Annotated in this window: 11 protein-coding genes; 2 read left to right on the top strand and 9 right to left on the bottom strand. The window is 74.8% G+C overall.

The genetic code is table 11. The features are described 5' to 3' along the window. Positions 1–2 precede the first annotated feature (2 nt). From ACIQR3_RS16360 to pdhA, 6 genes are all read right to left on the bottom strand, one after another. Positions 3–1,100, bottom strand: a complete 1,098-nt coding sequence (locus ACIQR3_RS16360; RefSeq protein ID WP_403538981.1) for a potassium channel family protein — start codon at positions 1,098–1,100, stop codon at positions 3–5. Continuing rightward, positions 1,097–2,770: a molybdopterin molybdotransferase MoeA gene (locus ACIQR3_RS16355; RefSeq protein WP_403538979.1), complete on the bottom strand. Its 1,674-nt coding sequence runs from the start codon at positions 2,768–2,770 to the stop codon at positions 1,097–1,099. Before ACIQR3_RS16355 ends, ACIQR3_RS16360 begins: the two co-directional genes overlap by 4 nt. After that, the gene (locus tag ACIQR3_RS16350; protein ID WP_403538977.1) at positions 2,767–3,732 is read right to left on the bottom strand and encodes an NTP transferase domain-containing protein; all 966 of its coding nucleotides are present in this window, start codon (positions 3,730–3,732) and stop codon (positions 2,767–2,769) included. Before ACIQR3_RS16350 ends, ACIQR3_RS16355 begins: the two co-directional genes overlap by 4 nt. Positions 3,733–3,840: 108 nt before the next feature. Beyond that, on the bottom strand, positions 3,841–5,271 hold the full coding sequence (locus tag ACIQR3_RS16345; protein WP_403538974.1) for a dihydrolipoamide acetyltransferase family protein: 1,431 nt from the start codon (positions 5,269–5,271) through the stop codon (positions 3,841–3,843). Further along, positions 5,271–6,275 carry an alpha-ketoacid dehydrogenase subunit beta gene (locus ACIQR3_RS16340; RefSeq protein ID WP_403538971.1) on the bottom strand — a complete coding sequence of 335 codons (1,005 nt, stop codon included), beginning with the start codon at positions 6,273–6,275 and terminating at the stop codon, positions 5,271–5,273. Before ACIQR3_RS16340 ends, ACIQR3_RS16345 begins: the two co-directional genes overlap by 1 nt. Beyond that, on the bottom strand, positions 6,272–7,474 hold the full coding sequence (gene pdhA / locus ACIQR3_RS16335) for a pyruvate dehydrogenase (acetyl-transferring) E1 component subunit alpha (RefSeq protein WP_403538969.1): 1,203 nt from the start codon (positions 7,472–7,474) through the stop codon (positions 6,272–6,274). Before pdhA ends, ACIQR3_RS16340 begins: the two co-directional genes overlap by 4 nt. Before the next feature lie 175 nt (positions 7,475–7,649). On the opposite strand from pdhA, the gene ACIQR3_RS16330 reads away from it, so the two are divergent. After that, positions 7,650–8,357, top strand: a complete 708-nt coding sequence (locus tag ACIQR3_RS16330; RefSeq protein ID WP_403538966.1) for an Lrp/AsnC family transcriptional regulator — start codon at positions 7,650–7,652, stop codon at positions 8,355–8,357. 22 nt (positions 8,358–8,379) lie between these two features. Here the strand turns inward: ACIQR3_RS16330 and ACIQR3_RS16325 are convergent, their stop codons facing one another. Further along, positions 8,380–8,970 carry a TetR/AcrR family transcriptional regulator gene (locus ACIQR3_RS16325; RefSeq protein WP_403538963.1) on the bottom strand — a complete coding sequence of 197 codons (591 nt, stop codon included), beginning with the start codon at positions 8,968–8,970 and terminating at the stop codon, positions 8,380–8,382. Further along, a complete protein-coding gene (locus tag ACIQR3_RS16320) occupies positions 8,967–10,553 on the bottom strand; it encodes a 3-hydroxyacyl-CoA dehydrogenase (protein ID WP_403538961.1) in 1,587 nt (528 codons plus the stop codon). The genes ACIQR3_RS16325 and ACIQR3_RS16320 overlap by 4 nt, the downstream gene beginning before the upstream one ends. Positions 10,554–10,711: 158 nt before the next feature. On the opposite strand from ACIQR3_RS16320, the gene paaN reads away from it, so the two are divergent. Further along, positions 10,712–12,406, top strand: a complete 1,695-nt coding sequence (paaN, locus tag ACIQR3_RS16315; protein WP_403538959.1) for a phenylacetic acid degradation protein PaaN — start codon at positions 10,712–10,714, stop codon at positions 12,404–12,406. Positions 12,407–12,441: 35 nt separating this feature from the next. On the opposite strand, the gene ACIQR3_RS16310 is transcribed toward paaN, so the two are convergent. Continuing rightward, entirely contained in the window at positions 12,442–13,227 is a 786-nt protein-coding gene (locus tag ACIQR3_RS16310; RefSeq protein ID WP_403538956.1) for a TrmH family RNA methyltransferase, read from the bottom strand. Between the last annotated feature and the right edge of the window lie 7 nt (positions 13,228–13,234).

Here is a 13,234-nt window from a genome sequence, read left to right as displayed (position 1 = left end):
GGTCAGTCCCTGGGCAGGGGACGGGTGTCCGGCGCGACCTGAGTGCTGGGCGTCGCCCGGACGATCGTGATCAGCCGGTCCGTGAGTTCCAGCCCACCGACGGCGGGGTCGTCGTACCCGAGCACCCGGTGTCCGCGCAGGACGCTCACCACCAGGTCGTCGACCTCCCTCGGTCCCCTGCCCACCTCGGCCTTTATGACGGGCCGCTCCACGATGTCGAGACCGCTGCCCTGGCTGATGAGGTCCTCCATCACCATGCCGGCGGCGGGGCTGAGCACGGAGAGCCCGAGCAGCCGGCCGGCGGCGCTGGCGCTGGTGATCACGGCGTCGGCGCCGGACTGCTTCAGCAGCGGCGCGTTCTCCTCCTCGCGGACCGCGGCCACGATCTTGGCGCCCTTGTTGAGCTGCCGGGCCGTCAGCGCCACCAGCACCGCCGTGTCGTCGCGCTGGGTCGCGATGATGATCTGCCGTGCCCGGTGCACCTCGGCCCGCTTGAGCACCTCGCTGCGGGTGGCATCGCCTATCACCCCGGCGAAGCCGTCGGCCGTGGCGGCCTCGATCGCCTTGCCGCTCGGATCGACCACCACCACCTGTTCCTTCCGCAGCCCCGTCGCGCAGACGGTACGGACCGCCGACCTGCCCTTCGTGCCGAAGCCGACGACGACGGTGTGATCGCGCAAGGTGGACCTCCAGCGGTTCAGTCGCCATTCCTCCCGGGTGCGTTCGGTGAGGGCTTCCAGCGTGGTGCCGACCAGGATGATCAGGAACAGCACGCGCAGGGGCGTGATGACGAAGATGTTGGTCAGCCGGGCGGCGTCACTGACCGGTGTGATGTCGCCGTACCCGGTGGTGGAGAGGGTGACGGTCGCGTAGTAGAACGAGTCGAGGAGATCGACGGAACCGTCGGAGTTGTCGTTGTAGCCGTCGCTGTCGGCCCACACGATGAACGCGGTCGCCACCAGGACGATCAGGGCCCAGGAGAGCCGCTTCCCGACCTGGCGGAACGGGTGTTCCACCAGCTTTCTCGGGAGCCTCACCTTATGGGTCACGAGGTGTTCGTCCGCCTGGCGCGCGATCGCGTCCTGGCCGGGAAGTTTCACGTGAAACACACTCCGATTCCGCCGGTGGCCCAGGGCAGCGAGAGCACCTCGGCCTCCTGACCCGGCCGCACCCCGCCCGGCGGTACGACCGCCAGGGCGTCGGCGGCCGCGATCCCCCGCAGCATGGCCGGTCCGTTGTAGTGCAGCGGCACGGCCCCGTCGCCCCGCAGGACCACGGGGACGAGCCGGGTGTCGTGCGGGTGGCCGTGCGCCTCACCGCGCAGCGGCAGGGCGTACGGCTCCGGGGCCGGGCGGGCCGTCAGGGCCCGCAGCAGGGGCTCGACGAGCGTGAGCAACCCGGAGACGGCGGCGAGCGGGTTGCCGGGCAGCCCCACGAGGTGCTGCTCCTCCCCGGTCCGCGCCAGCAGCATGGGGTGACCGGGCCTCACCTGGACGCCGTCCACCAGGAGTTCGGCGCCGACCCGGCGCAGCGTGGGGTGGACGTGGTCGACCGGGCCCCCGGCGGTCCCGCCGGTCGTCACGACGAGGTCGGCGTCGGAGGCGGTGACCGCCCGGTGCAGGGCCCCGGCGTCGTCGCCGAGCCGGCGCACCGCGGTCACCTCGGCGCCCAGTGCCCGCAGCCAGGAGGGCAGCATCGGACCGAGCGCGTCGCGGATGAGGCCGTCGTGCGGCAGCCCCTCGGTGAGCAGTTCGTCGCCGAGGACCAGGACCTCGACGCGGGGGCGGGGCACCACGGTCAGCGTGTCGTACCCGGCCGCCGCGGCCAGTCCCAGCACCGGCGGGGTCACCAGGACACCGGCCGACAGGAGTTGATCACCGCGGCCGCATTCCTGGCCGCGCGGGCGGATGTCCTGGCCGTGCACGACCGCACGGGTGGCGTGCAGGCGGTTCTGCGGGTCGGTACGGCCGTGTTCGCTGCGGAGCACGCCCGTGGTGCCGGCGGGGACCCGGGCACCGGTCGCGATCCGTACGGCCTCGCCGTCGGCGAGGAGCGGCTGCCCGGCGTGGCCCGCGAGGACGCCCTCCTCGCGCACGGTCCAGGGGCCGGGTCCCGCGACCGCCCAGCCGTCCATCGCCGAGGTGTCGAAGGAGGGCAGATCGGTGAGGGCCGCGAGGGGCGCGGCCAGGGTGAGCCCGAGGGCCGCGTCGACGGGGACGGAGACCGTCGGCCGGCCGGCGGCGGAGGCCCCGCCCCGGCCGGCCCGCTCGGCGCTCCTCCGCGCGTCGGGCCAGGGGGTGGCGTGGTGGCGTGAGCCGTCCCGGCGGGGGGCCGGGCGGGGGGCATCTCGGTGGGGATCGTCTCGGTGGGGGGCGTCTCGGTGGGGGGCGTCTCGGCGGGGGGCGTCTCGGCGGGGAGCCCGGCGGGAGTCGGCCGTGTGGTCGGCGCGGTCGTCGCCGCGGTGGCCGCTGCGGTCGTCGCCGCCGAGGCCGGTCCGGCCCGCCTGGTCGTCGCCACCGGGGTCGGCCTGGTACTCGTCCCAGTGGTCGACCCGCTCCTCAGCCCGCGCGTCGTCCCGCGCGTCGTCCCGCTCACCGGCTCGCTCACCGGCTCGGCGGTCCTGCCGCCGAGGCCCGCGTACGGGTCCGCGGCCGTGATCATGATCGTGATCGTCGGAAACGGGACCGCGGCTGTCGCTCACGAGGGCGAGTGCCTCCTCGACATCGAGGTCCTCGGCGTCCAGCCCCGTCCCGCCGGAGCGGGCGGTCATCCGGCGTCCGGACGGCTGCCGGGGGCGGCGTCGGCCGCGCCCGCGCCCGAGGGCGGGGCCGACGTCCCGGAGGCGCTTTCCTCCTCCCAGCGCAGGGCCAACGCCGCGGCCTTGCGGGCGGCCTCGGCGACGGCTTCCGGCCCGCCACCGGCCCGTGCGGCCGCGTAGCCGACGAGGAAGGTGGTCAGCGGGGCGGCGGGCCGGGCCACGCCGTGGGCGGCGTCGCGGGCCAGGTCGAGCAGGACGGCGGTGTCGACGTCGAGATCGATGCCCAGTTCGTCCTTGGCGGCGGAAATCCATTCATCCAACACGTGACCATGCTCCCTGATGCGTGCCCTAGCGGTGGCGATGTCGTCCCAGGTGTCGCAGTCGAAGGACGCGACGGGACCGGGGACGCGAACGAGTCGCAGCCCCCCGGTCAGCCGGCGCAGGGGCAGCCCGGTGAGCCCTGCGTGCGCGGCGGCCAAGGCGGCCAGTTCTCGGCGGAGCGCGGACGCCCGGTACGCGGCGACGAGCGGCTGGTCACGCCCGTCGGCGTCGGTGAGCAGCGCGCCCTCGGCGGTGGCGGGCGCCTCGGCGAGAGCCGTCAGCAGGGCGTCCACGGTCGCCCCGTCGAGGAACGGCAGGTCGGCCGAGAGCACGACGACGTACTCCGCCGTCGTACGGCCCAGCCCCGCCGCGAGCGCGGCGACCGGTCCGCCGCCGGGCGGATCCTCACGGGCCCACACGACGGGCCGTACGGTCGGCCGCGGGGCGGCGACGACCACGGTGGCCGAGGCTCCGGCGCAGGCGGTCAGCACCCGGTCGAGCAGCGCGCGCCCGCCGACCCGGACGCCGGGCTTGTCGGCGCCGCCGAGCCGCCGGGCGGCACCGCCGGCCAGCACGACGGCGTCGTGGACGACGGGGGCGGCCCCCGCCCCGGGGACGCCGCCGGGGCCGCCGGAGGACTCGTACGCGCTCACCCCCCGAGTATGCGTGCCGGGGAGATCACAGGGAACGCAGGGGGAGCCCCCGGCAGGGATACGGCGGGGATACGGCGGGGATACGGCAGGGACCGGCGGGGACCGCGGTCAGAGTGTGCGCAGCAGCACCGCCGGCTGCTCCACGCAGTCCGCGACGTACCGCAGGAAGCCGCCCGCCGTGCCGCCGTCGCACACCCGGTGATCGAAGGTGAGCGACAGCTGGACGACCTGGCGCACCGCCAGTTCCCCTTCGTGCACCCAGGGTTTGGCCGCGATCCGGCCGACACCGAGCATGGCGGCCTCGGGGTGGTTGAGGATCGGGGTGGAGCCGTCGACGCCGTACACGCCGTAGTTGTTCAGCGTGAAGGTGGAGCCGGTGACATCGGCGGGGGCCAGGGTGCCGGCCCGGGCGGCCTCGGTCAGCCGGGCCAGCTCGGCGGTGAGGGACTCGGCGTCCCGGGTGTGCGCGTCGCGGACCACCGGCACCACCAGGCCCCGGTCGGTCTGCGCGGCGAAGCCCAGGTGGACGCGGTCGAGCCGGACGATCTCCCGGGCCTGGGTGTCGACGGTGGCGTTCAGCTCGGGGAAGCGGGCGAGAGCGGCGGTGCAGATCCGGGCCAGCAGGGCGAGCAGGGAGATCTTCGGCTCCCCGGCCGCGTTCATCGCGGCGCGCGCCCGGGTCAGCTCGGTGGCGTCGGCGTCCACCCAGACGGTCGCGTCCGGTATCTCGCGCCGGCTGCGGGTGAGCTTGTCGGCGACGGCGCCGCGGACGCCCTTGAGCGGCACGCGGTGACCGTCCGCGGGACCGGTCTCCGGCCGGGCGGGGGCCTGTGCCGCGCGTACGTCCGGCTCACCGCGCGCCGCCACCGTACGGCCCTGCGCGGCGGCGGCGCGCAGCGCGTACTCCACGTCGGCGCGCAGGATCAGCCCGTCCGGGCCCGAACCGGACAGCTCGCGCAGGTCCAGACCGTTCTGCCGGGCCAGCCGGCGCACCAGAGGGGAGATGACCGGCACCGGCCCCTCGGCCCGCTCGGCGTCCACCGTCCGGCCGTTCACCCGGTCCGGAGGTCCGCCCACGGACACCGGCTCCCCGGTCCGCACCCGGCGCCGCCGCGCGGGCGCCCGCGCCGTCCCGTACCCCACGAGCACATTGCCCGAGCCTTCGTCCCGCCCGCCCGCACCCCCGGCGCCGTCTTCCGTACCCTCACCAGCACCCGCACGGGAAGCGGCACCGGCTCCGACCCGCGCCCCCTCACGCGCACCGCCGCCGTCACCCCCGTCACCGCCGAGGTCACCGTCGGCCACCGTCAGCAACGGCGCCCCCACCGGCACTTCCGTGCCCTCTTCGCCGAAGCGCTCGGTGACGGTCCCGCCGTAGGGGCAGGGCACCTCCACCATCGCCTTGGCCGTCTCGACCTCGACGACCGGCTGGTCGACGGCGACGACGTCACCGACCTCGACCATCCAGCGCACGATCTCCGCCCCGGTGAGCCCCTCACCGAGGTCGGGGAGCCTGAACTCCCGCACCTGTGCTGCCATCAGCTCTCGGCCTCCCATTGCAGACGCGCCACCGCGTCCAGGACACGGTCCACCCCGGGCAGGTGGTGGCGCTCCAGCATCGGCGGCGGGTACGGGATGTCGAACCCGGCCACCCGCAGCACCGGCGCTTCCAGGTGGTGGAAGCAGCGCTCGGTGACCCGGGCCGCGATCTCCCCGCCCGGGCCGCCGAAGGAGCCCGACTCGTGGACGACGACCGCGCGTCCCGTCCGCCGCACCGAGGCGCACACCGTCTCGTCGTCGAACGGCACCAGCGAGCGCAGGTCGACGACTTCGAGGTCCCAGCCCTCGGCCCGGGCCGCCTCCGCCGCCTCCAGGCAGACGGGCAGGGACGGTCCGTACGTGATGAGCGTGGCGCTCCGCCCCGAGCGCCGCACCACCGCGCGGCCTATCGGTTCAACGGGTGCCGGCTCCTCGGGGTTCCAGGCGTCCTTGGACCAGTACAGGCGCTTGGGCTCCAGGAAGACCACCGGGTCGTCGGAGGCGACGGCGGCGCGCAGCAGCCCGTAGGCGTCGGCGACGGTCGCGGGCGTGACGACGTGCAGGCCGGGGGTGGCCAGGTAGTACGCCTCGGAGGAGTCGCTGTGGTGCTCGACGCCGCCGATGCCGCCGCCGTAGGGGATGCGGACGGTGAGCGGGAGGGGCATCGTCCCGCGCGTGCGGTTGCGCATCCGGGCCACGTGGGAGACGAGCTGCTCGAACGCCGGGTAGGCGAAGGCGTCGAACTGCATCTCCACCACCGGGCGCAGCCCGTACATCGCCATGCCGACGGCGGTGCCGAGGATGCCGGCCTCGGCGAGCGGCGTGTCCGTGCAGCGGTCCTCGCCGAACTCCTTCGCGAGTCCGTCGGTGACCCGGAAGACGCCGCCGAGCGTGCCGACGTCCTCGCCCAGGACGTGGACGGCCGGGTCGGCGGCCATGGCGTCGCGCAGCGCGCGGGTGAGGGCCTGGGCCATGGTGGCCGGCCGGGCGGCGACGGTGGTCATCGCCCCGCCCCTTCCGGCCCCGCCCCGGCCGCGGCGTGCGCTTGCGCCACGGCATCCGGCTCCGCCACGGCATCCACCTCCCCCTCCGCCTCCAGCTCCGCCCGCAGTCGCTCCCGTTGCTCGCGCAGTTGCGGGGTCGGTTCGGCGTAGACGTGGGCGAACAGGTCCATGGGGTCCGGCCGCGGGTCCTGGTGCATCCGGGCGCGCAGGCCGGCGGCGAGCGCCTCGGCGTCCTCGCGGGCGGCCCGGACGGTGTCCTCGTCGAGCAGTCCGCGCCGGGTCAGCTCGCGCTCCAGGAGGTCGACGGGGTCGTGCCCGCGCCAGGTGGCGACCTCGGCGTCGCCGCGGTAGCGGGTCGCGTCGTCGGCGTTGGTGTGGGCGTCCAAGCGGTACGTGATCGCCTCCACCAGGACCGGGCCGCCGCCCTCGCGCGCGTGCCGTACGGCGTCGGAGAGTACCTCGTGGACGGCTGCGGCGTCGTTGCCGTCGACCAGGCGGCCGGGCATGCCGTAGCCGACGGCCTTGTGGGCCAGCGACGGGGCCGCGGTCTGCTTGGCGAGCGGGACGGAGATCGCGAAGCCGTTGTTCTGGACGAGGAAGACGACGGGCGCGCGCTGCACGGCGGCGAAGTTCAGCGCCTCGTGGAAGTCGCCCTCGCTGGTGCCGCCGTCGCCGACCATGGCGAGCGCGACCACGTCGTCGCCCTTGAGGCGGGCGGCGTGCGCGAGGCCGACGGCGTGCGGGAGCTGGGTGGCGAGCGGCGTGGAGAGCGGGGCGACCCGGTGCTCGTAGGGGTCGTAGCCGGTGTGCCAGTCGCCGCGCAGCAGCGTGAGCGCCTGGACGGGGTCGACGCCGCGGGCGATGACGGCGAGCGTGTCGCGGTAGCTGGGGAAGAGCCAGTCGCGGTCCTGGAGCACCAGCGCGGCGGCGATCTCGCAGGCCTCCTGCCCCGTGCTGGAGGGGTAGACGGCGAGCCGGCCCTGCTTGGTGAGGGCCGTGGCCTGCGCGTTGTACCGCCGGCCGGCCACCAGCCAGGTGTGCAGGGTCCGCAGCAGCCCGGGGTCGGTCCGGTCGGCCGCGTCGGTGCCGAGGACGCGGTACGGCTCGGCGTCGGGCAGCAGCGGCGCGGGGTCCGTGCGGGGCTGCCAGGCGGGCGGCGGAGCGGGCCGGTACGCGCCCCGCTGCTCCGTGACCGTCATGACGGCACCTCCTCGTGGGAGTGGTTCGCGGCACCGCCACGGGTGTGACGGGTCTCACCTACCGATTGTTCGGTCGCCGGCACATTTTGGCTACAGCGGCCCCGGGGCTGTGGACAAACGGTTCTGCACAGCCTGAGATGGACGCAGTACGTCCATGGTAGAGAGGCGGGGGCAGATGGCAGCTGAACAAATGGCCGATCTCCCGGAGGACACCCCCGGCCCGGACCGTCCCGGCCCGGACACCCCCGCCACGACCGCCTCCGCCCGGGACGCCGCCACCACCGCGATCCCCGCCCGGCGGGACGCCAACGCCACAGCCACCCCCGCCACGACGCCCCCCACGCGCGACCCCGCCCCCACAACCACCCCCACCCCCACAACCACCCCCAACCCCGCCCGCGACACCACCCGCGACCCCGCCCCGCCGCCCCCGCGCCCCCTGGACGCCATCGACCAGGACATCCTGCGCATCCTCCAGGCCGACGGCCGCGCCTCGATACGGTCGGTCGCCGAACGGGTCCACGTCTCGCGGGCCAACGCCTACGCGCGGATCAACCGGCTCGTCGAGGACGGCGTCATCCGCGGTTTCAGCGCCCGCGTCGACCACGAACGCGCCGGTCAGGGCACATCGGCGTACATCACCCTGAAGATCGTGCAGAACACCTGGCGCGCGGTGCGCGAACAGCTCCGCGAGCTGCCCGGGGCCGCCCACATCGCCCTGGTGGGCGGTGACTTCGACGTCCTGCTGCTGGTGCACACGCCCGACAACAGGGCCCTGCGCGAGCTGGTCCTGACCCGTATCCAGGCGATCCCCCAGGTGCTCAGCACCCGCACCCTGCTGGTCTTCGAGGAACAGGACCTGGAGCCCCGCCCCCGCCCCTGACCCGGCGCACGGCGCACGGCGGTCACCGCACCTCCCGCAGCCCCCCGAACACCAGCCGCACCACCGCGTCGGCGACCTCGCGCTCGCCCGCGCCCCGCCCGTCGGGCCGGTACCACTCGACGATCGAGTTGATCATCCCGAAGACCAGCCGGGTCGCCAGCCGTCCGTCCAAGTCGTCCCGTATGTCCCCCTCGGTCGCCGCCGCCTTCAGCAGTTCGGCGACCCGGTGGTCGAAGTCGCGCCGCCGCTCCAGCGCCCACCGCTCGGTGGCGGTGTTGCCGCGCACCCGCAGCAGCAGCGTCACGTAGGGCAGCTCGGCTATGAGCACCTCGACCATGCGCCGTACGACGTGCTCCAGCCGCCCGGCGGCGGGCCCCACGCGCGCGTGCTCCTCGTCGAGGATGCCGAAGAGACCGTCCAGGGCCCGGCTGACCGCCCGGCGCAGCAGCTCCTCCTTGCCGGAGACGTGGTGGTAGATCGACGACTTGGAGATGCCGGCCGCCTTGGACAGGTGCTCCATGGAGGTGCCGTCGTAGCCGCGGTCGTTGAAGACCCGCACCGCGACGGAGAGCAGGCTCTCCGGGGTGTACGTGTCGCGCTTGGCGGTGGTCATGAGGGGCGGTCCTCCCGCTGGTCGGAGGCGTGGGCGTGCAGGTACAGCGCCAGGGACGGCGCGCAGCGGCCGGAGGGGTCGCGCAGGTGCAGTGCGGAGAGCAGGTCGTGCGCCCAGCGCGGGCCGAGCGAGCGCTCCCACTCGAAGGGCCCGGCGGGGTAGTTGACGCCCAGCCGCATGGCCGTGTCGACGTCCTCCGCGGTGGCCACGCCCTTCGCGACCGCCTCGTGGGCCAGGTCGATGATCCGCGCCACGGTACGCGCGACGATCATGCCGGGGACGTCCCCGATGACGCTGACCTTCTTGCCGAGGGCCTGGAAGAGGCCGGTGGCCTCCCGCAGGGTCGCGGGCCGGGTGCCCGGGCCGGTGGAGAGGGCGACCCGGGTGGCCCGGCGGTAGTCGAGGGCGAGGTCGAAGCGGACGGCGTCGCCGGACTCCGCGCAGGTCCGTCCGTCGGCCAGGCGCAGGTCACCGCCGCCGGGCAGGACCAGCCGCGCGCCGCCCGGCTCCCCGCCCTCCCGCACCTCGGCGCCCGCCTCCCGCACGTCGTCGATGCCCGCCTCGCGCACCTCGGCGCCCGCCTCCCGCACCTCGATGCCCGCCTCCCGCACCATCGCGACCAGCTCGGCGGCCGGACCGCCCAGGTCGCCGTGCACGACGAGGTACGGGGGCGGGCCGGCCGGTGCGGCGGTGTGCGGCTCGGGCCGCTCGGCGCCGTCCCGATAGTCGTACCAGCCCCGTCCGCTCTTGCGGCCCAGGCGGCCGGACTCGACCAGGCGGCGCTGGGCGAGCGACGGGGCGAAGCGCGCGTCCTGGAAGAAGGACCGCCACACGGAGTGCGTGACGGACTCGTTGACGTCCTGCCCGATCAGGTCGGTCAGTTCGAAGGCGCCCATCCGGAAGCCGCCGCACTCGCGCAGCACCGCGTCGACGGTGGCCGGGTCGGCGCCCCGCGACTCGTACACGGCGAACGCCTCGGTGTAGAAGGGCCGGGCGATCCGGTTGACGAGGAAGCCCGGGGTGTCGGCGCAGGCGACCGGCGTCTTGCCCCAGGCGCGGGCGGTGTCGTACGCGCGCGTGGCGGACGACCCGTCGGTGGCGGACCCGGAGACCACCTCCACCAGCGGCAGCAGCGGCGCCGGGTTGAAGAAGTGCAGGCCGACGAGACGGCCCGGCACGCGCAGGGCGCCGCCGATGGCGGTGACGGACAGGGAGGAGGTGTTGGTGGCGAACAGACAGTCGTCGCCGACGACGTCCTCCAGGGCGCGCAGCAGCTCCTGCTTGACCTCCAGCCGCTCCACCACCGCCTCCGCCACCAGCGCGCAGCCGCCCAGCCCGGCCAGGTCCTCGACGGCCGCCAGCCGGCTGCGGGCCGCGTCCCGCTCACCCACCGTGAGCCGCTCTTTCTCCACCAGCCGGCCGAGCCGGGCGCCGATCGCGCCGACCGCTTCCCGGGCCCGCCCGGGAACGGTGTCGTACAGCCGTACGGGATGGCCCGCCACCAGTGCGACCTGGGCGATGCCCTGGCCCATGGTGCCGGCGCCGACGACGGCCACGGGGCTGTTGAGGTCGAGTGCTGTCATGGGCGCGATCCTCCCGCACGCGGTTGTCCACAGATGCGGCGGACCCCCTTGTCCCGACCGATCGTTCGGTTACTCTAGCCCTGTCCGGCTGTTCCCGCCCAGGTTTCGCCCAGGCCGCGGACTCGACGAGGAGCCCGCAGACGAGGAGTTGGTCCCGCATGCCCGCCGAACTCGACGCTCAGACCCTGATCGCCAGGCACCGGCCCACCCTCGACCAGGCCCTGGAAGCGATCCGCACGCGCGCGTACTGGTCCCCGCACCCCGAGCACCCCAAGGCGTACGGGGAGAACGGCAGCCTCGACCCGGCAGCGGGCAAGGCCGCCTTCGACGCCCTGCTCGGCACCCGCCTCGACCTCGGCCAGCCCGGCACCGACGCCTGGGTGGGCGGCGAGGTCTCCCCGTACGGCATCGAGCTGGGCGTCACCTACCCGCACGCCGACATCGACGTACTGCTGCCCGCCATGACGGCCGGACAGGCGGCCTGGCGGGACGCGGGCGCCGAAGCGCGCGCCGCGGTCTGCCTGGAGATCCTCAAGCGGATCAGCGACCGGTCGCACGAGTTCGCGCACGCGGTGATGCACACCTCCGGCCAGGCGTACCTGATGGCGTTCCAGGCGGGCGGCCCGCACGCGCAGGACCGCGGCCTGGAGGCGGTGGCCTACGCCTACGCGGAGCAGACCCGCGTGCCCGCCGCCGCGGAGTGGACCAAGCCCCAGGGCAAGCGCGACCCGCTGACGCTCACCAAGAGCTTCACCGCCGTCCCGCGCGGCATCGGCCTGGTCGTCGGCTGCAACACCTTCCCGACGTGGAACGGCTATCCGGGCCTGTTCGCCTCCCTCGCCACCGGCAACGCGGTCCTCGTCAAACCGCACCCGCGCGCGGTGCTGCCGCTCGCCCTCACCGTGGCCGCCGCCCGCGAGGTGCTCACCGCGGCCGGTTTCGACGCGAACCTGGTCGCGCTGGCCGCCGAGGCCCCCGGCGAGGGCCTGGCCAAGACCCTCGCCACCCGCCCCGAGATCCGGATCATCGACTACACCGGCTCCACCGCCTTCGGCGACTGGCTGGAGACCCACGCCCGCCAGGCCCAGGTCTTCACCGAGAAGGCCGGCGTCAACGCGGTCGTCGTCGAGTCCACCGACGACTACCGCGGCATGCTCGCCAACCTCGCCTTCTCCCTCTCCCTCTACAGCGGGCAGATGTGCACCACCCCGCAGAACCTGCTGATCCCCCGCGACGGCATCCGCACCGACCAGGGCCCCAAGTCCTACGACGAGGTGACCGCCGACCTCGCCGCCGCCGTCGACGGCCTCCTCGGCGACGACGCGCGGGCGAACGCGCTGCTCGGCGCGATCGTCAACCCGGACGTCAAGGCCCGCCTGGAGGCCGCCGCCCAGCTCGGCGAAGTCGCCCTCGCCTCCCGCGCGGTGCCCCACCCCGACTTCCCCGACGCCGTCGTCCGCACCCCGGTGATCGTCAAGCTGGACGGCGCGCGCAAGCACTGGGACGAAGCGGCGTACCTGAGCGAGTGCTTCGGCCCGGTCTCCTTCGCGGTAGCCGTCGACTCGGCGGCCGAGGCCACCGAACTGCTGCGCCGGGGCATCCGGGAGAAGGGCGCCATGACCGTCGGCGCCTACACCACCGACCCCGAGGTCGAGCGCACGGTCGAGCAGGTCTGCCTGGAGGAGGCCGCGCAGCTCTCCCTCAACCTCACCGGCGGGGTGTACGTCAACCAGACGGCCGCCTTCTCCGACCTCCACGGCTCGGGCGGCAACCCGGCGGCCAACGCGGCCCTCACGGACGGCGCGTTCGTCGCGAACCGCTTCCGGATCATCGAGGTGCGCCGGCCGTCCTAGGACATGGGCCTAGGACATGGGCCTGGGACATGGGCCTAGGACAGCTGCCCCGCGCTCCAGTGGTACAGCGTCATCGCCACGCTGGTCGCGAGGTTGTAGCTGGAGACCTGGGGACGCATCGGCAGCGCCACCAGGTGATCGGCCCGCGCCCGCAGCTCGCCGGACAGACCGCTGCGTTCGGACCCGAAGGCGAGCAGCGCGTCGTCGGGGAGCTTCAGCCCGCGGATGTCCTCGCCCTCCGGGTCCAGCGCGAACACCGGGCCCGGTGGCAGGTCGGGTACGGCCAGCCGCTCCACGACGGTCGCGAAGTGCAGCCCAGCCCCGCCGCGCACCACGGTGGGGTGCCAGGGGTCGAGGGTGCCCGTGGTGACCACGCCGGTCGCCCCGGACCCGGCGGCCAGCCGGATCACCGCCCCCGCGTTGCCGAGGTTGCGCGGGTTGTCGAGGACCACGACGGGCGCCGTGCGCGGGGTGTGCGCCAGCCGCCGCAGGGCCGCCTCCCGCGCGGGACGTACCGCCAGGGCGGCCACGGCGGTGGGGTGCGGACGCGGCACGAGCGAGGCGTACGCCGCCGGCGTGACCTCGGCGAGCAGGCCGGCCAGCCGCTCCCGTACGTCCGGAGCCAGCTCGTCGGCGAGCGCGAGCGCCGCTTCCCGGTCGGCGGTGACCGCCACCGGGACCTCCGCTCCGAAGCGCAGCGCGTGCTTGAGGGCGTGGAAGCCGTCGAGCAGGACACAGCCGCCGGCGAGACGACGCCAGGCACGCAGGGGGTCGCCGGTCGTCGGGACTGTCGGGCCGGTCGAGCCGGTCGGGTCGGACATGCGCCGA

The sequence above is a fragment of the Streptomyces sp. NPDC090994 genome (genome assembly GCF_044768905.1).
Taxonomy (GTDB): Bacteria; Actinomycetota; Actinomycetes; order Streptomycetales; family Streptomycetaceae; genus Streptomyces.
Note: the sequence above shows the minus strand (reverse complement) of the source record. Positions and strands in the feature narration are given on the sequence as shown.